The following is a 15,755-nucleotide window of genomic DNA, read 5'->3' on the forward strand; positions in this document are numbered from 1 at the left end:
CAACGATCACTTCGTGTTCAGCATACCTGCCGACACTTCGTGATCACCGAGCCCCAATACGGAATCGAACCGTAGACCTTCTCCTTACCATGGAGACGCTCTGCCGACTGAGCTATTGGGGCGTGCTCAACCTCAAGCCTCGGAAAGAGTACACAGAGCCGGAACTCGCGCTGCGACCGGGGTACCCCATCCGAGGAAAACCTCAGCTCAGCAGGGTCAGGACGGTCTCGGCCTGCCGTCCGGGCGAGCGCGTCGTCCTGGCCTGCAGCCAGGCCTCGAGACGCTCCTCGGACAGCGGACGGGAGATCAGGTAGCCCTGCGCCACGTCGCAGCCCATCGCCTCCAGCTGGTCGCGTGCGACGTCCTCCTCGACGCCCTCCGCGACCACGGTGAGGCCGAGCGAGTGGCCGAGTTCGACGATCGAGCGGACCACGGCGAGGTCGCCGAGATCGGTCCCCATGCCGAGCACGAAGCTCTTGTCGATCTTGACCTGGTCGACCGGAAGCTGCCGCAGGTAGGCCAGCGACGAGTACCCGGTGCCGAAGTCGTCCACCGCGAGCACGATGCCCAGCTCGTGCAGTTCGCGCAGGATCGGCAGGGCGCGCTGCGGGTCGGCCATCACACCGGACTCGGTGAGTTCGAAGGTCAGCAGCTTCGCGGGCACGTCGAACCGGTTCAGCGCGGCCACGACCTTGGCGGGGAAGTCCGCATCGGCGAGGTTGCGGACCGAAAGGTTCACCGCGGCCGAGATCCGCAGGCCCTCGTCGAGCCACTTGCGCACGCGCCGCAGCGACTGTTCGAGCACGAACTCGGTGAGCGCGCCGATGAGGCCTGCCGCCTCGACCGCGGGCACGAACTCGTCCGGGTCGAGCTTGCCGAACTCCGGGTGCTGCCAGCGCACCAGTGCCTCGACACCCTGCACCTGCCGTCCCGGCAGCGAGACCTTCGGCTGGTAGTGCACGCTGACCTGGCCGTCCTCGAGCGACTGCCGGAACTGGGTGACCAGTTGGAACCGGCGCATGAAGATCTGGCCCATGCTGGGCACGTACCCGCGAACCTCCTCGCCGCCGCGGGTGGCCCGGACGGCGACGTCGGCGCGCTGCAGCATGCCGTCCACGTCGACCGGCTCGTCGTTCTCCTCCACGACAGTGGCCGCGTAGCCGACCATGGCGTTGGCCTCGACCGTGAGGCGATCGACGGGGTACGGCTCGGACAGCTCGGCGCGCAGGCGCTCCGCGGTGTCGTGTGCCTGCTGTGGCGTGTGGTCCACCAGCAGCGCGGCGAACGACGCGCCTTCCAGCCTGGCCAGCGGGACCTGCGGGCCCAGTGCGTCCCGAATGCGCCTGCCCGCCGCGATCACCATCCGGTCGGCCCAGGCGTAGCCCAGAGCGTCGCTGACGGTGGAGAACACGTCGAGGTCAACCCGGAGCACCACCGCGCCGTCGCGCTCCCGCAGCGGGTCCTTGGCGACCTGCCGGAAGCCCGGCCGGTTCAGCAGGCCGGTGAGCGGATCGTGGTAGGCGTCGTGGCGCAGGGTCGCGAGCAGCCGACGGTTGTCCAGCGAGGTGGCCAGATGGCTGGCCATCGTGCCGAGCAGCTGAACGTCGTACTTGCCGAATCCCCGCCAGCGGGAGAGCCGGTCGTGGGCCTCGACGACGCCGAGCAGCTGGTTCGCGCTGCGCAGGGGAACGACCAGCGCCTCCTGTGCGCCGCGGTCGAGCAGCGCGGCGCGGACGTCGGGATTGGCCTCGGTGATCCGGAAGTGCCGCACATGCGCGCCAGGCAGCCGCATCAGCGGATCGTCCGCGACCGCGTCGCCCGGCGGCAGCGGCTCCCCGACCACGACCATGCGCATCACGTCGTCGGGTTCGAGGCGCAGCCTGAGCACGACCCTGCCCGCCGCGAGCTGGTCCTTGACGCGCTCCGCGATCGTCACCCACTCGTCGATGTCGACGCCCCTGCCGAACTCGTCGGTGCGGCTGGCGGGGCGGGCGGCGGCCTGCTGCCCCGACCTCGCGACCATCAGGCTCACGTCGGAGAGAGCTTCCATGTCGCGCTGCTCCCGGAGCAGATCGGAGTAGGCCCAGTAGAGCGCGGCGAGGCCGAGGAAGACGGCGAGCACCAGCGGCCAGGCAGCGGGCTCGTTCGCGATGACGAGGTACCCGGACAGCCCGACCGAGGCGTTGACGAAGCCGACCACCAGAATCCGGCCGGTCAGGCGCAGCGCGGTGCCGACGCGCATCCTGCGGCGCAGCACGCGTACGGCGGCCAGCGCGAGCAGGGTGCTGGCCAGCGGTGCGGTCAGCGTGCCCGCGAGCGCCGCGACCCAGGGCATGCCCTCCGCGCCCATGGCCTGCTTGACCAGGCCCGCGATGGCGAACGCACTGGTGATCTCGAGCAGGAACGCGCCCGCGTTGTAGAGCACGCGGCCGGAGACCCGGCGGGCGAGCAGGGTGCTGATCCCGGCGACGACGTGCGCCGCGAGCACGACCTCGAACGGCGCGATGAAAAAGCCGATGACCAGTGGGATCTCGGTGAAGGAGATGGTCCAGGAGATTCCGCTGCGGACGTCGACGTTGATTCCGAGCTGTTCCGCGAGCAGGAACGCCACCGCGAGCAGCGGGCCGATCCACAGGAGTTCGACGCCGCCCTCGAACGGCAGCCAGGACGAGACCGCTATGGCGGCGAGGATGCCCGACGTGAGCACGACCGCCGTGTACATCCGGAACCGGCGCTCGTCGGACCGCGATTCACCCCGAGCACTTCTGGGAGTCGCGCTTTCGGGGGCCGGAATAGCCGGCGGTGACACAGCCGAGGTCGAACCGGCGGATTGGCCGTGTGACTCCGGCATGCAACCTCCTCGTCCTCTGCGCGAACGAGAACTCACTGTACCCCGGAGGGCGTATATCGGCCGCGCAACGGGCCACATCAGATCACCTCTCCGTTAACACGGGGCCAACAAGGACGCCACGGACCGACCACCGGGTGACATCAGCCTGGAAGAGATAGCCCCGCGTGACCGGATTCGCCGCCGGTCTTTTATTCCCCGAATGAGCCGGATCGGCGCTCGCTACCAGCGAACGAGGAAGGGAAACAAACCACCTCTCCGCAAAGTTGAGCCTTATGCACTCAACAGACAGGAGCGGACAGACATGAGCCGAACACAGCTGCTCCCCATGCTCACTCTGCACGATGACGTTGTGCTGCCCGGAATGATCGTCCCGCTCGACCTCGGGGACGACGAGACGCGTGCGGCCGTCGACGCGGCGCAGGCCAGGACACCGAGTGCCGAGACCCTTCCCGGCATCAGGTCCGGGCAGACGCGCCCGGCAGAGGTGCTGGTCGTGCCGCGGATCGACGGCGAACTCGCCGAGATCGGCACGGTGGCGACCATCGAGCGGGTGGGACGCATGCCCGACGGCGAGCCCGCCGCACTGGTGCGCGGCACGCGCCGCGCGCTGGTGGGCGCCGACGTGCGGGACGGGGCCGACGACGACTCCGGCGAGGTCCGGTGGGTACTGGCCACCGACGCCGTGGAGACGCCGGTCGACGAGCGCACACGCGAGCTGGCCGCGGACTACAAGGCGGTCGTGATCTCGGTGCTGCAGCATCGCGGGATCGGTCAGATGATCGACGCGGTGCAGCAGCTCGACGATCCCTCCACGATCGCCGACCTCTCCGGCAACGCGCCCTACCTCGGCGCCGCCCAGAAGCTGGAGCTGCTGCGCACGCTGGACGTGGCCGAGCGGCTGGAGAAGGCGCTGGAGACGGGTCGCGAGCACCTGGCCGAGCTGGAAGTCAGCGACACCATCCGCAAGGACGTCGCGGAGGGTATGGAGAAGCAGCAGAAGGAGTTCCTGCTGCGCCGTCAGCTGGAGGCGATCCGCAAGGAACTCGGCGAGCTGGACGGCAGCGACGCCGAGGACGACTACCGCAGCAGGGTGGCGGCCGCCGAGCTGCCCGAGCACGTGCGCAAGGCCGCACTGGCCGAGGTGGAGAAGCTGGAGCGGACCTCGGAGCAGTCGCCGGAGGGCGGCTGGATCCGGACCTGGCTGGACACGGTGCTGGACATGCCGTGGAACCGGCGGACGACCGATGTGCACGACATCGCCGCTGCCAGGGCGATTCTGGACGCCGACCACGCCGGGCTGGCCGACGTGAAGGAACGGATCATCGAGTACCTGGCGGTTCGCCAGCGCCGCGCCGAGGCGGTGGCTGCCGCCGAGGCGCGGTCGGACACCGCAGAGCAGGGGTCGGCCGCGCTGCGCGGCAGGCACTCCGGAGCCGTTCTCGCACTGGCGGGTCCGCCCGGGGTCGGCAAGACCTCGCTGGGTGAGTCCGTGGCCAGGGCGATGGGCCGGGAGTTCGTTCGCGTCGCGCTCGGCGGCATCCGGGACGAGGCGGAGATCCGCGGGCACCGGCGCACCTACGTCGGCGCGCTGCCCGGCCGGATCGTGCGGGCCATCAAGGAGTCGGGCTCGATGAACCCCGTTGTGCTGCTCGACGAGGTGGACAAGGTCGGCGCCGACTACCGGGGTGACCCGACGGCGGCTCTGCTCGAGGTGCTCGACCCCGAGCAGAACCACACCTTCCGCGACCACTACCTGGAGGTCGAGCTCGACCTGTCCGATGTGGTGTTCCTGGCCACCGCGAACTCGCTGGACACCATTCCGGGGCCGTTGCTCGACCGGCTGGAGCTGGTGACGCTGGACGGCTACACCGAGCACGAGAAAGTCACCATCAGCCGCGACCACCTGCTCCCCCGCGAGCTCGAGCGGGCGGGCCTCGGCGCCGAGGATGTCCGGATCACCGATGCGGCGCTGAGCCGGATCGCGGCCGAGTACACCCGCGAAGCCGGGGTCCGCGAGGCGAACCGGACGATCGCGAAGGTACTGCGCAAGATCGCGACCAGGGTGGCGCTCGGCGAGTCGGATCTGCCGGTTGCGGTGGACACGGACGATCTGGACGACTACCTCGGGCGGCCGCGGCACGTGCCGGAGTCTTCGCTGCCGACCTCGACGCAGCGCACCTCGATCCCGGGTGTCGCGACGGGCCTCGCGGTGACCGGAGCGGGCGGCGACGTCCTCTATGTGGAGGCCTCACTGGCGGACGCGGAGACGGGCGGCACCGGCCTGACCCTGACCGGGCAACTCGGTGAGGTGATGAAGGAGTCGGCGCAGATCGCCCTGTCGTACCTGCGCTCCCGGGGTGCGGAGCTGGAGCTGCCGGTCGGCGACCTGAAGGAGCGGGGTGTGCACATTCACGTTCCGGCCGGAGCGGTGCCGAAGGACGGTCCTTCGGCGGGCGTCACGATGACCACGGCGCTGGCTTCGCTGCTGTCGGGCCGTGTGGCGCGCGCGGATGTCGCGATGACCGGCGAGGTGTCGCTGACCGGCAGGGTGCTGCCGATCGGCGGGGTCAAGCAGAAGCTGCTTGCCGCGCACCGGGCCGGGATGACGACGGTGATCATCCCGCAGCGCAACGAGGCCGATCTGGACGACGTGCCGTCCGAGGTGCTCAGCCAGCTCGACGTGCACCCGGTGGCCAGCGTGCGTGAGGTGCTCGAGCTGGCGCTGGCGCCCGCGGCGTCGCCGGTGGCGCAAGCCGCCTGATCCAACCCGGCGGGGTCGGTACTTTCGTCGGGAAAGACATCCCGAGCCTCTCGCACTTTCCCGGGAAAGTGCCGTCCCGTCCGGCGCACTTTCCCGGGAAAGTGCGTGGCCTGCCGCGGCTTCGCCCAGCCCAGGCGCCCCCCGGCCGCGCACTTTCGCGGGAAAGTGCGAGAGAAGTTCATCAGGGCGCCGATTCGTGTCGACCACCAACCGTGTCTGACTGAGTACTCTCCGATCCGCTCCCATCACTCCCTGCGGATTCTCGGAGGTACCCGTGAAGAGACGCCACTTCCTGCGCGCAGCCGTGGTCGGCGCCGGCGTCACGGCGTTCGGCAACACGCTCTCCCCTTCGGCGTTGGCCGATCCGGCGCAGCACGGAACGAGCCCGTACGGCCCGCTCGGGCAGGCCGACGGCAACGGAATTCAACTGCCGTCCGGTTTCACCAGCCGCGTCGTGGCCCGCTCCGGGCAGCAGGTGGCCGGTACCGGTTACCCGTGGCACCGAGCTCCGGACGGCGGGGCCGTGTTCGCCGACGGCGACGGCTGGATCTACGTGTCCAACTCGGAGATCACCCCTGGCGGCGGGGCGAGCGCGATCCGGTTCGGCTCCGGCGGCGACATCGTTGGCGCGCACCGGATTCTCGACGGTACAAGGCAGAACTGTGCTGGCGGCGCGATGCCGTGGCAGACCTGGCTCTCCTGCGAGGAGACCGACCGCGGTTACGTCTTCGAGTGCGACCCGCGCGGACCCGCCTCATCAGCGGTGCGGCGCGCGGCGATGGGCCGGTTCAAGCACGAGGCGGCGGCCGCGGATCCGGTGCGGAAGGTGATCTACCAGACCGAGGACGTGTCCGACGGCTGCTTCTACCGCTTCGTCCCGGACACCTGGGGCGAGTTGAGTTCCGGCACCCTCCAGGTGCTCACGGCCGGCTCGGCGACCTCCGGGTCGTTCACCTGGACCACGGTCGCAGACCCGGACGGCTATCCGACCGCGACGCGGAAGCAGGTCTCCGGGGCGAAACGGTTCAACGGCGGCGAGGGGCTGCACTACGCGAACGACACCGCCTGGTTCACCACGAAGGGCGACAACCGGGTCTGGCAGGTCAACCTCGCCTCCGGGACGTACGAGCTGGCCTACGACGACTCGCTGGTCAGTCCGGGCAACCCGCCCCTGACCGGGGTGGACAACGTGACCGGGGCGTCGTCGGGGGATCTGTTCGTCGCCGAGGACGGCGGGAACATGGAGATCTGCATCATCACCCCGGACGACGTCGTCGCACCGTTCCTGCGGATCAACGGCCAGAGCGGTTCGGAGATCACCGGACCGGCCTTCACCCCTGCCGGCGACCGGCTGTACTTCTCCTCCCAGCGCGGTACCTCGGGATCGTCGAGCGGCGGCATCACCTACGAGGTGCGCGGTCCGTTCCGGACGGCCTGATCACCTGGGTTTCCCCTGCGTCGTGGTGTTCGTCTCCGTGGTTCCCGCCACGGAGACGAACAGCCACGAACACCACGACGGCCAGCACGACAAGGCCGATCACGATCTTCTGGAACACGCTCGCGTAGTCCTGCACGAGGTGCCAGTTCTCGCCGAGGCCGAAGCCGGCGAGGACGAAGATCGTGTTCCACAGCAGACTGCCCAGCGTGGTGAGCGCGAGGAACACCGGGAACCGCATCCGCTCGATCCCGGCCGGCACCGAGATGAGGCTGCGGAACAGCGGCACCATCCGGCCGAGGAACACGGCCTTGGTGCCGTGGCGGGCGAACCACGCCTCCGTGCGGTCGAAGTCGGCGGCCTTGAGCAACGGAATCCGGATGACCAGGGCCCGTGTCCTGTCCCGGCCGAGCAGCATGCCGAGGTAGTACATGATGATCGCTCCGAGCACGGACCCAACGGTCGTCCAGGCGAGCGCTCCCGCCAGGGTGAACGTGCCCTGGCTCGCGGAGAACCCCGCGAGGGGAAGGACCAGTTCGCTGGGAATCGGCGGGAACAGGTTGTCCATGCCGACGATGAGCGCGGCTCCGGGACCGCCGAGTGAGTCCATCAACTGCACGGCCCAGCCGGCGAGCCCGTCGAGGGGTTCGGCGGCGGGAGGTTGAACGGTCATGAAGCGCCTTTCTCCTGACGAATCGGCCGGTACCGACGCTAGGAATCCGGCGTGGGGCACGCCATGGGGTACACGGCCCGGTACACCTGTGGAAAACCACAGTCCGCCGCGCACACGGGCTGGCTAGCCTGCCCATATGACCACTGCTGCCGACCCGAGCACTTCGCGGCGCGTGGGCCTGGGCACAGTCGGGTTGCTGATCGGCGGCGCGCTGGCCTTCGTCGAGTTCGGCTACGTCGTACTCACCGCTCCGCTGCTGCTGTTCCCGGTCACGCGAGCGAGGGTGCACACGGGCGCCCGCACCCTGGCCGAGGTGGAACGGTGGCGGATCGCGAGGTACCTGGACAGCGAGGCGTCGAGGGACTACGCCGGTTTCCGCGCGCTGCAGTACGTCGCGGTTCGGTCGGTGGTGGGCGGGCTCGGCGCGGGGATCTTTCTGTTGATGCTGTTCGGCATGATCGGCGGAGTGATCATGCTCGGGCAGGTGCTGAACGGGCTGCCGGTCGGCGGCGGGGACCCACTGGGCACGGACTCGGACTGGTACGACCCGTTCGCGGTCCTGTTGTTCGGCACGCTGCTGACGTTCCTCGCCGTACAGGGATTGCTGGGGGTGGCCTCGCTGGACCGGCGGCTGGCACAGCATTTTCTCGGGCCGACCTCACAGGAACTGTTGCGGCGCAGGCTTTCCTTCGTCACCCGGAGCCGGGCGGAGGTGGTGGACGCCGTCAACGACGAGCGTCGCCGGATCGAGCGCGCACTGCACGACGGGGTGCAGCAGCGGCTGGTCGCGCTCGGCATGGTGCTGGGCAGGGCCCGGCGTTCGTCCGATCCGGACCGGACGGACGAGCTGTTGCGCCAGGCACATGAGGAGGCGCAGCAGGCACTGCTGGACCTGCGCGAGGTCGCGTGGCGGGTGTACCCGGTCGCGCTGGACTCCGGCGGCCTGCACGGGGCACTGGAGGCCCTCGCCGAGCGGTCCGGTGTGCCCGTCGACCTGACGTTCACGCTGCCCGAGCGACTGGACACCGCGACCGAGACCGTCGCGTACTTCGTGGTTTCGGAGGGGGTGACCAACGCGATCAAGCACGCACGGGCGAGCCGGATTCAGATTGACGTGTCCCGAACCGGCGACCTGCTCGTCGTGCGCGTCCGCGACGACGGTGCCGGCGGCGCGAGACCGGAGGGCGACGGTCTCTCCGGCCTGGCGCGCAGGGTGTCCGCCGCCGACGGCACGTTCACAGTGGACAGTCCCGTCGGCGGTCCGACGACAGTCCGGGCGGAGCTACCGTGCGCATAGTCCGGCAATGCCCGTCCCGGCGGGGTTTGGAGCGCCTGAGGCGGGGACGGCAGGGAACGGGGTGGGGCAGCCATGCGGGTAGTGCTCGCTGAGGATTCGACGTTGTTGCGGGAGGGGCTTGTCCGGCTGCTGGCCGAGGAGGGGCACGACGTCGTCGCGTCGGCGGGCGACGGGGACGCGCTCCTGAACGCGGCCGGGGCGCATCGGCCCGACGTCGTCGTGACCGACGTGCGGATGCCGCCGACCCATACCGACGAGGGCCTGCGCGCGGCACTGGAGATCCGGCGGCGGTGGCCGGAGATCGGCGTGCTCGTGCTCTCGCAGTACGTCGAGAAGCGGTACGCGACCGAGCTGATCACCGGCGACACCGGCGGCGTCGGCTACCTCCTCAAGGACCGGGTGGTGCAGGTCGGCGAGTTCCTCGACGCGCTGGAGCGGGTGGCCACGGGTGGGGCCGCGTTCGATCCCGAGGTGGTGCGCCGCCTGCTGGCCCGGACCAGTCACGCCGATCCACTGTCCCGGCTGACCACCAGGGAGAACGAGGTCCTCGGCCTGATGGCCCAGGGACACACCAACGCCGGTATCGCCGGCCAGCTGTACGTGTCCCAGAGCGCGGTGGAGAAGCACGTGAATGCGATCTTCGACAAGCTCGACCTCGGCCACACCACCGGGTTCAGCCGCCGCGTGCTCGCGGTGTTGCGCTACCTCGGGTCGTAGGCCAGACCGGCTAACGGAGTTCACCTTCCAGTAAACCCATCGTGAACATGTCGTACCAACGGCCGTCACGCCGGAAAACCTGCCGCAGTCTGCCTTCGGTGACGAAGCCGACCTTGTCGTAGACGCGGCGTGCGGAGTGGTTCTCGGTGACGACGGTCAGCGTGATCTTGTGCAGGCGCATCTTCTCGAACCCGTACCGGCAGATCGTGCGCATGGCATCGGTGGCGTAGCCGCGCCCCCAGTAGTCCTTCTCGCCGAGGTAGATGTCGAGTTTGGCACAACCGATCTCCGGTTCCGCGTCGTGCAGCAGAACGAGACCGATGAGCTTCTCCTCGTTGATCGCCTCGATGCCGTAGACCACGTCGCCGTAGGCGTTGCGCGGGCGTTCGGCCAGCCACCGCCGGATCCTGGACAACGGCTGTGCGTAGTCGTCGTTCATCCATCGCATGACGTCCGGGTCGTGGTTCCAGCGCCACATCGCCTCGGCATCCCACTCGTCCATCGCCCGCAACGCGACCAGGTCTCCTCGCACCCGCAAGAAGTAGCACGGCAAGTTCGGCAGCTCAAACCAATAACAAGACCACAAGGATGCCGCGGGCCATCCGCCCGCGGCATCCTCGTGGGTCACGTCAGGTTGCCGTAGAACTTCCTGAGATCGGCGACGAGCAGGTCGGGAGCCTGGTGTGCGGTGTAGTGCCCACCACCGTCGAGTTCGGTCCAGTGCACGAGGTTCTTGTGGTCCCGCTCGGCGAACGGGCGGATGGACTGGAAGTCGCCCGGTGCCATCGCGAGTCCGATCGGGACGGTCGTCGGCTCGGTCGGGTGCTCGGCGTGCGCGTCCTCGTAGTAGATGCGCGCCGCGGAGTTGGCCGTTCCGGTGAACCAGTAGATCGCGACGTTGGTCAGGATGAAGTCGGGATCGAGCCCGCCGAACAACTGGGCGTTCCAGCCGAGCTGACCGACCGGCGAGTCGAGCAGTGCGTAGGACAGCGTCTGCGGCTGCTGCGCGTGCAACTGGTTGAACGCGGACATGTTGTCGTTGAACCACTTCAGGTGCTCGAGCGCGGCGAGGTCCTGCTCGCTGAGGTTCGCGAACTCGGCCGGGTCGCCCGAAGGGAACGAGAAGATCTGGGTTACGTGCACGCCGACAACGTGCTCGGGATCGATGCGGCCCACCTCGGGCGAGACGAACGAGCCACCGTCGTTGCCGACCGCTCCGTAGCGGTCGTAGCCGAGCCTGCCCATCAGTTCCGCCCATGCCGCGGCGATGCGGTACCGGTTCCACCCGCGCTCCCGGGTCGGACCGGAGAACGCGAAGCCGGGCATGGACGGGATGACCAGGTGGAACGCCTGCGCCGGATCGCCGCCGTGGGCGCGCGGGTCGGTCAGTGGGCCGATCACGTCCAGATACTCGACGAAGGACCCGGGCCAGCCGTGGGTGAGGATCAACGGCAGCGCGTCGGGCTCCGGGGAGCGGACGTGCAGGAAGTGGATGTCCTGTCCGTCGATGGTCGTGACGAACTGCGGAAACTCGTTGAGCCTTCGCTCCTGGGCGCGCCAGTCGAAGTCGTTCGCCCAGTACTCGGCCAGTTCCCGGACCTCCGTCAGCGGCACGCCGTAGTCCCGGCCGACGCCGGGCAGTTCGTCCGGCCAGCGGGTGGCGGCCAGCCTGGCCCGCAGGTCGTCCAGGTCGGCCTGCGGAATGTCGATGCGGAAGGGGTGGATCTCGCTGCTCTTCGTCATGAACACAAGCTATGCGGGCATTAGGAACAGCAGCTTCCTAATGCCCGCATCTTCCGGAAAACTTCCGCGATTCCGGTCAGCTAGGAGCCTGCCTCCTCGAGCCGGAAGCCGACCTTCATGCCGACCTGCACGTACCCGATGTCGTCGTTGTCGATCACGCCGCGGATCTCGGTCACCTCGAACCAGTCGAGACCGCGCAGTGTCTGCCCCGCGCGCTTGAGTCCGCCCCGGATGGCGTCGTCGACGCCCTCGGACGAGGTTCCGACGATCTCGGTCACGCGATAGGTCTTGTCGGACATGGCTGCCTCCAACTCGATCGGTGGCCTCCCAGTGTGCGACGCGAACCCGCCCGACGCAGTGCGCGAACACCCGGTCAGGCGAGCGCGGGTGTGCGTTCCCGGACGAACAGGTACAGCACCGCGGAGGTCAGCATGATCCCGCCCGCGACCCAGGTGCCGACCGCCCAGCTGCCGGTCACGTCGCGCAACACGCCACTGACCACGGGGCTCGCCACCGCACCGATCTCGGAGATCAGGTTCAGCAGCCCGAACGCCGAACCGCGTTGCGACTCGGGCACAAGATCGCCGGTGATGCCCTGGGCGATGGGCTGCAGTGCGTTGAAGAACAGGCCGGACACGAACAACAGGGCACCGAGCAACAGCAGGGACGGCTTCTCACCGTCACTGATGGACAGTGCGAACGCGAATACGAGCAGCGAGTAGATCACCGTGAACGAGACCAGCAACGGCTTCCTGCCCTGCCCCCTGCGCAATGCGCGGTCGGCGAGCCAACCACCGACCGGGAAGCCGAGGATGCCCGCCCCGGCGTTGAACGCCGCGGTCAACGCTGCCGCGAGCAGTGAGCTGTTGGCGGTCTCCCGGACGATCTCGACGGACCAGAAGCTGAAGAACCACAGGTTCCACAGAATGGCGGTGTATGCGATGTAGACGATCACGATGTCGCGGCCGAGCAGGGTGGCGGCCTCGGCGGTGCGGCGCAGGCGCAGCACGATCACGGCGATGACGACAGCGGCGAGCGCACCGGAACCGAGCGCGGTCGCCCAGGTCGGCCAGCGCAGCTTCTCCGCGACGACGAAGAGGAGCAGCACGGCGGCGAGCAGCGGGGCGGAGACGACCAGCAGGCGCAGCAGCGGCGGTCCCATCCGCAGGCGACCGCCGAGCTTGCGATGGAAGAAGGCCCAGCAACCGAAGCCGACGATCGCCGAGACGACGGCGAAGACGAGGAACGGCACCCGCCAGGCCTCATCGCCCAGGTTCATCCCGGACCCCCAGCTGATGAGCAGCGGCGTGCCGATGATGCCCGCGGTGAGGCCGATGGAGAGTCCGGAGATCACCACGCCGAGACCGAGGGTCCGGCGGCGGGGCGGTGTGTGGGTGAGGATCAGTGTGCGGTCGTTGGAGTAGAAGACACCCTCGCCGAGCCCGGTCAGGACGCGCGCACCGACGAACGCGATCAACCCGACCACCAGGCCGGACACCGCCGTCATGACCGCCGCCCACAGCAGCGAGACGACGATCATCTCGCGGTGGCCGAACCGGTCCCCGAGCCTGCCGCCGGGGTACTGGGTGAGCATGTAGCCGGTGAAGAACAGCGATCCGACCAGGCCGCCGAGTGCGCGCGGGTCCGTCGCCTCACCGATGAAGCCGACCTCGTTGGCGATCATCCAGCTGACCACGGGCCCGGTCAGGGTCCGGTCGGCGTAACTCACCACCCAGCCCAGCAGGAGCATCACCCACAGACCGCGATAGGGCGTACCGCCGGTCGTTCGCGTCGGCAGGAACGGGGTCGGACTGGGAGCACTCATGACGGCCTCTCCGCTGAGGTGAACAAGTCCAGTGTTCGCATAGTGAACTACTGTGACGAGAGCGAACAATCGAGGACCATAAGGATGTCACCCGACGGTGTCAATGCTTGCGTGAGCGGCCGCGGAAACCTGCGCGGGAAGCACGAATTCCTTTCACTCAATGAAAACAGCGATGGCGATCACAGGCCCGCTCCCCCGACGGTGTCGAGCACAGCTCACCCACCACCGAAGGAGCGCTGGGAGTCAATGCCGACATTCGCCCGCAACCAGTGGTACGTCGCCGCCTACGGCAGGGAGATCGGTCGCGAACTGTTCGCGCGCACGATCCTCGGCGAGCCGATCGTCTTCTACCGCACCGAAACCGGCGAGCCGGTCGCGCTCGCCGATCGCTGCGTGCACCGCCGATTCCCGCTCTCGGAAAGCAACCTCGACGGCGACCGGATCGTGTGCGGCTACCACGGCTTCACCTACGACACCACCGGCACGTGCGTCGCTGTTCCCGGCCAGAACCGGGTGCCACGCACCGCGCGAGTGCCCAGCTATCCCGTGATCGAGCAGGACTCCTTCGTGTGGGTGTGGATCGGCGATCCCGCGCGGGCCGACACCGCCCGCATCCCCCGCGCACCATGGCTCGCCGATTCCGGCTACGCCACCGTCAGTGGGATGGAACCGCTCGCCGCGCGCTACGAGCTGCTGGTGGACAACCTGATGGACCTCTCCCACGAGACCTACCTGCACGGCGGCTACATCGGCACGCCGGAGGTGGCGAGCACCCCGATCACCACGGAGGTGGACGAGGAGCGGGAGATCATCTACGTGAGCAGGCACATGGACGACGCCGAGTGCCCTGCGTTCTACTCGAAGTCGACCGGACTCGAAGGCCGCATCACCCGGTGGCAGGACATCGAGTACCACCCGCCGTGCCTGTACCTGCTGCACAGCAGGATCGCCCCGGTCGGCGTACTGCCACGCGAGGACGGCAGCGACCCGGATGCCTTCCATGTCGAGGTCGTCTACGCGATCACGCCCGAGACGGAGCACAGCACGCACGACTTCTGGGCCGTGGCAAGGGATTTCGCTCTCAAGGACGAGGGGGTGTCGGAGTTCCTGCGGGAGAACAACCGCACCGTGGTGCTCCAGGACGTCACGGCGCTGGACATCCTGGAGAAGGTGGTGGCCGCCGAGGCCGACGGGTACCAGGAGCTGAGCATCAACATCGACACCGGCGGCCTCGCGGCCCGGCGCTTCCTGAAGCGGATGATCGAGCGGGAACAGGAAGTCCGGGCATGACCGTCAGGGCGGAGATGCTCAGCGGGGACACCATCTTCCGCATCCACTGGCGACTGGGCACCGACCGGCTGGTCGGGGTGTGTCACTGCGGGGCCGAGCACGAGGCCGAGGACCCGATCGTGTTGTGGGACTGGCTGCTGGCCCATCCGCGACATCCGGAGGGTGGCGATGAGTGACCGCAGGGAACTCCTCGTCGCGGCCAGGGAACAGGTCGCGGACGGAGTGGTGCGGCTGACCCTGCGGGATCCGAACGGCGATCCCGTCCCGGCCTGGGAGCCCGGCGCGCACATCGACCTCCTGCTGGACGAGGGCCTGGAACGCCAGTACTCGCTGTGCGGCGACCCGGCCGACCGGACGGAACTGCGGATCGCGGTCCTGCGCGAGCCAGTGGGCCGAGGCGGTTCGGCCAAAGTGCACAGCGAGCTGGTGCCGGGCAGCAGGGTGCGGATTCGCGGGCCGCGCAACAACTTCGCGCTCGTCGATGCCAAGCGCTACCTCTTCCTGGCGGGTGGCATAGGGATCACGCCGATCCTGCCGATGCTCGCCGCCGCCGACGCGGCCCGCGCCGACTGGCGACTGGTCTACGGCGGACGCACCCGCGCTTCGATGGCGTTCGCCGACGAGCTGCGGGCCGAGTTCGGCGACCGCGTGACGGTCTGCCCGCAGGACGAGACGGGGCTGCTCGATCTCGACGCCCTGCTCGACGCGCCGGATCCGGCGACGGCGGTGTACTGCTGCGGGCCCGAACCACTGCTGGCCGCCGTCGAGCAGCGGTGCGGGAGCTGGCCACCGGGCGCGTTGCACGTGGAGCGTTTCGCCGCGGTGGCGGACAACGGGCCGCGCGCGGGGTTCGAGGTGGAGCTCGCGCGGTCCGGGAAGACGCTGACGGTGACGTCCGATCGCTCCATCCTGGAAACCGTCGAGGACGCCGGAGTCCAGGTGCTGTCCTCCTGCCGGGAGGGTACCTGCGGGACCTGCGAGACCGACGTCGTCGAGGGCACCCCCGACCACCGCGACTCGCTGCTCACCGAGCAGGAGCGGGAGGCGGGCGAGACCATGATGATCTGTGTCTCCCGGGCACAATGCGCAAAACTCGTGCTCGACCTGTAGCCGATGCGGCCGACCGTGTGCGCCGGGTATCGCACTTTCCCGGGAAAGTGCGA

General features: G+C 68.9%; 13 protein-coding genes and 1 tRNA gene. 7 read left to right on the plus strand and 7 right to left on the minus strand.

The features are described 5' to 3' along the window. Positions 1–49: 49 nt before the first annotated feature. Positions 50–122: transfer RNA gene (locus BM199_RS06285), tRNA-Thr, on the minus strand. Between the two features lie 80 nt (positions 123–202). After that, on the minus strand, positions 203–2,851 hold the full coding sequence (locus tag BM199_RS06290) for a putative bifunctional diguanylate cyclase/phosphodiesterase (RefSeq protein WP_091671041.1): 2,649 nt from the start codon (positions 2,849–2,851) through the stop codon (positions 203–205). A 301-nt stretch (positions 2,852–3,152) separates the two neighbouring features. Between BM199_RS06290 and lon the strand changes: the two genes are divergently transcribed. Next, positions 3,153–5,612: an endopeptidase La gene (gene lon / locus BM199_RS06295; protein WP_091671043.1), complete on the plus strand. Its 2,460-nt coding sequence runs from the start codon at positions 3,153–3,155 to the stop codon at positions 5,610–5,612. 274 nt (positions 5,613–5,886) lie between these two features. Beyond that, a complete protein-coding gene (locus BM199_RS06300) occupies positions 5,887–7,050 on the plus strand; it encodes an alkaline phosphatase PhoX (RefSeq protein WP_091671046.1) in 1,164 nt (387 codons plus the stop codon). Here the strand turns inward: BM199_RS06300 and BM199_RS06305 are convergent. Continuing rightward, on the minus strand, positions 7,013–7,720 hold the full coding sequence (locus BM199_RS06305; RefSeq protein WP_091671049.1) for a DedA family protein: 708 nt from the start codon (positions 7,718–7,720) through the stop codon (positions 7,013–7,015). The two genes, BM199_RS06300 and BM199_RS06305, sit on opposite strands and share 38 nt — an antisense overlap. 136 nt (positions 7,721–7,856) lie before the next feature. Here BM199_RS06305 and BM199_RS06310 point away from each other — a divergent pair, with 136 nt between their 5' ends. Together BM199_RS06310 and BM199_RS06315 are read left to right on the plus strand one after the other, a co-directional pair. Beyond that, the gene (locus BM199_RS06310; RefSeq protein WP_091671052.1) at positions 7,857–9,017 is read left to right on the plus strand and encodes a sensor histidine kinase; all 1,161 of its coding nucleotides are present in this window, start codon (positions 7,857–7,859) and stop codon (positions 9,015–9,017) included. A gap of 72 nt (positions 9,018–9,089) precedes the next feature. Beyond that, on the plus strand, positions 9,090–9,734 hold the full coding sequence (locus BM199_RS06315; RefSeq protein WP_091671055.1) for a response regulator: 645 nt from the start codon (positions 9,090–9,092) through the stop codon (positions 9,732–9,734). Positions 9,735–9,744: 10 nt separating this feature from the next. Here the strand turns inward: BM199_RS06315 and BM199_RS06320 are convergent, their stop codons facing one another. The 4 genes from BM199_RS06320 to BM199_RS06335 all read right to left on the minus strand — a co-directional run bounded on the left by BM199_RS06320 (position 9,745) and on the right by BM199_RS06335 (position 13,302). Further along, entirely contained in the window at positions 9,745–10,236 is a 492-nt protein-coding gene (locus BM199_RS06320; protein ID WP_091671059.1) for a GNAT family N-acetyltransferase, read from the minus strand. A 122-nt stretch (positions 10,237–10,358) separates the two neighbouring features. Then, positions 10,359–11,477: an epoxide hydrolase family protein gene (locus BM199_RS06325; RefSeq protein WP_091671563.1), complete on the minus strand. Its 1,119-nt coding sequence runs from the start codon at positions 11,475–11,477 to the stop codon at positions 10,359–10,361. A gap of 80 nt (positions 11,478–11,557) precedes the next feature. Next, on the minus strand, positions 11,558–11,776 hold the full coding sequence (locus BM199_RS06330; RefSeq protein ID WP_091671061.1) for a dodecin: 219 nt from the start codon (positions 11,774–11,776) through the stop codon (positions 11,558–11,560). A gap of 74 nt (positions 11,777–11,850) precedes the next feature. After that, positions 11,851–13,302, minus strand: coding sequence for an MFS transporter (locus BM199_RS06335; protein WP_245788192.1), 1,452 nt, complete (start codon positions 13,300–13,302; stop codon positions 11,851–11,853). Between the two features lie 246 nt (positions 13,303–13,548). Here BM199_RS06335 and BM199_RS06340 point away from each other — a divergent pair, with 246 nt between their 5' ends. Genes BM199_RS06340 through BM199_RS06350 form a run of 3 tightly spaced genes read left to right on the plus strand, consistent with a single transcriptional unit; the run spans position 13,549 to position 15,702 of the window. Further along, positions 13,549–14,592: an aromatic ring-hydroxylating dioxygenase subunit alpha gene (locus BM199_RS06340; RefSeq protein ID WP_091671064.1), complete on the plus strand. Its 1,044-nt coding sequence runs from the start codon at positions 13,549–13,551 to the stop codon at positions 14,590–14,592. Further along, positions 14,589–14,768, plus strand: coding sequence for a hypothetical protein (locus BM199_RS06345; RefSeq protein WP_091671066.1), 180 nt, complete (start codon positions 14,589–14,591; stop codon positions 14,766–14,768). The genes BM199_RS06340 and BM199_RS06345 overlap by 4 nt, the downstream gene beginning before the upstream one ends. Continuing rightward, entirely contained in the window at positions 14,761–15,702 is a 942-nt protein-coding gene (locus BM199_RS06350; RefSeq protein ID WP_091671069.1) for a PDR/VanB family oxidoreductase, read from the plus strand. The genes BM199_RS06345 and BM199_RS06350 overlap by 8 nt, the downstream gene beginning before the upstream one ends. The last annotated feature ends 53 nt before the right edge of the window (positions 15,703–15,755 follow it).

The organism is Amycolatopsis marina (assembly GCF_900111885.1).
GTDB classification, from domain to species: domain Bacteria; phylum Actinomycetota; class Actinomycetes; order Mycobacteriales; family Pseudonocardiaceae; genus Amycolatopsis; species Amycolatopsis marina.

Coding starts and splice junctions, on each gene's coding strand:
- BM199_RS06325 (WP_091671563.1), bottom strand. CDS start 11,477: ATGACGAAGAGCAGCGAGATCCACCCCTTCCGCATCGACATTCCGCAG.
- BM199_RS06345 (WP_091671066.1), top strand. CDS start 14,589: ATGACCGTCAGGGCGGAGATGCTCAGCGGGGACACCATCTTCCGCATC.
- BM199_RS06330 (WP_091671061.1), bottom strand. CDS start 11,776: ATGTCCGACAAGACCTATCGCGTGACCGAGATCGTCGGAACCTCGTCC.
- BM199_RS06320 (WP_091671059.1), bottom strand. CDS start 10,236: ATGGACGAGTGGGATGCCGAGGCGATGTGGCGCTGGAACCACGACCCG.
- BM199_RS06290 (WP_091671041.1), bottom strand. CDS start 2,851: ATGCCGGAGTCACACGGCCAATCCGCCGGTTCGACCTCGGCTGTGTCA.
- BM199_RS06350 (WP_091671069.1), top strand. CDS start 14,761: ATGAGTGACCGCAGGGAACTCCTCGTCGCGGCCAGGGAACAGGTCGCG.
- BM199_RS06305 (WP_091671049.1), bottom strand. CDS start 7,720: ATGACCGTTCAACCTCCCGCCGCCGAACCCCTCGACGGGCTCGCCGGC.
- lon (WP_091671043.1), top strand. CDS start 3,153: ATGAGCCGAACACAGCTGCTCCCCATGCTCACTCTGCACGATGACGTT.
- BM199_RS06310 (WP_091671052.1), top strand. CDS start 7,857: ATGACCACTGCTGCCGACCCGAGCACTTCGCGGCGCGTGGGCCTGGGC.
- BM199_RS06315 (WP_091671055.1), top strand. CDS start 9,090: ATGCGGGTAGTGCTCGCTGAGGATTCGACGTTGTTGCGGGAGGGGCTT.
- BM199_RS06335 (WP_245788192.1), bottom strand. CDS start 13,302: ATGAGTGCTCCCAGTCCGACCCCGTTCCTGCCGACGCGAACGACCGGC.
- BM199_RS06340 (WP_091671064.1), top strand. CDS start 13,549: ATGCCGACATTCGCCCGCAACCAGTGGTACGTCGCCGCCTACGGCAGG.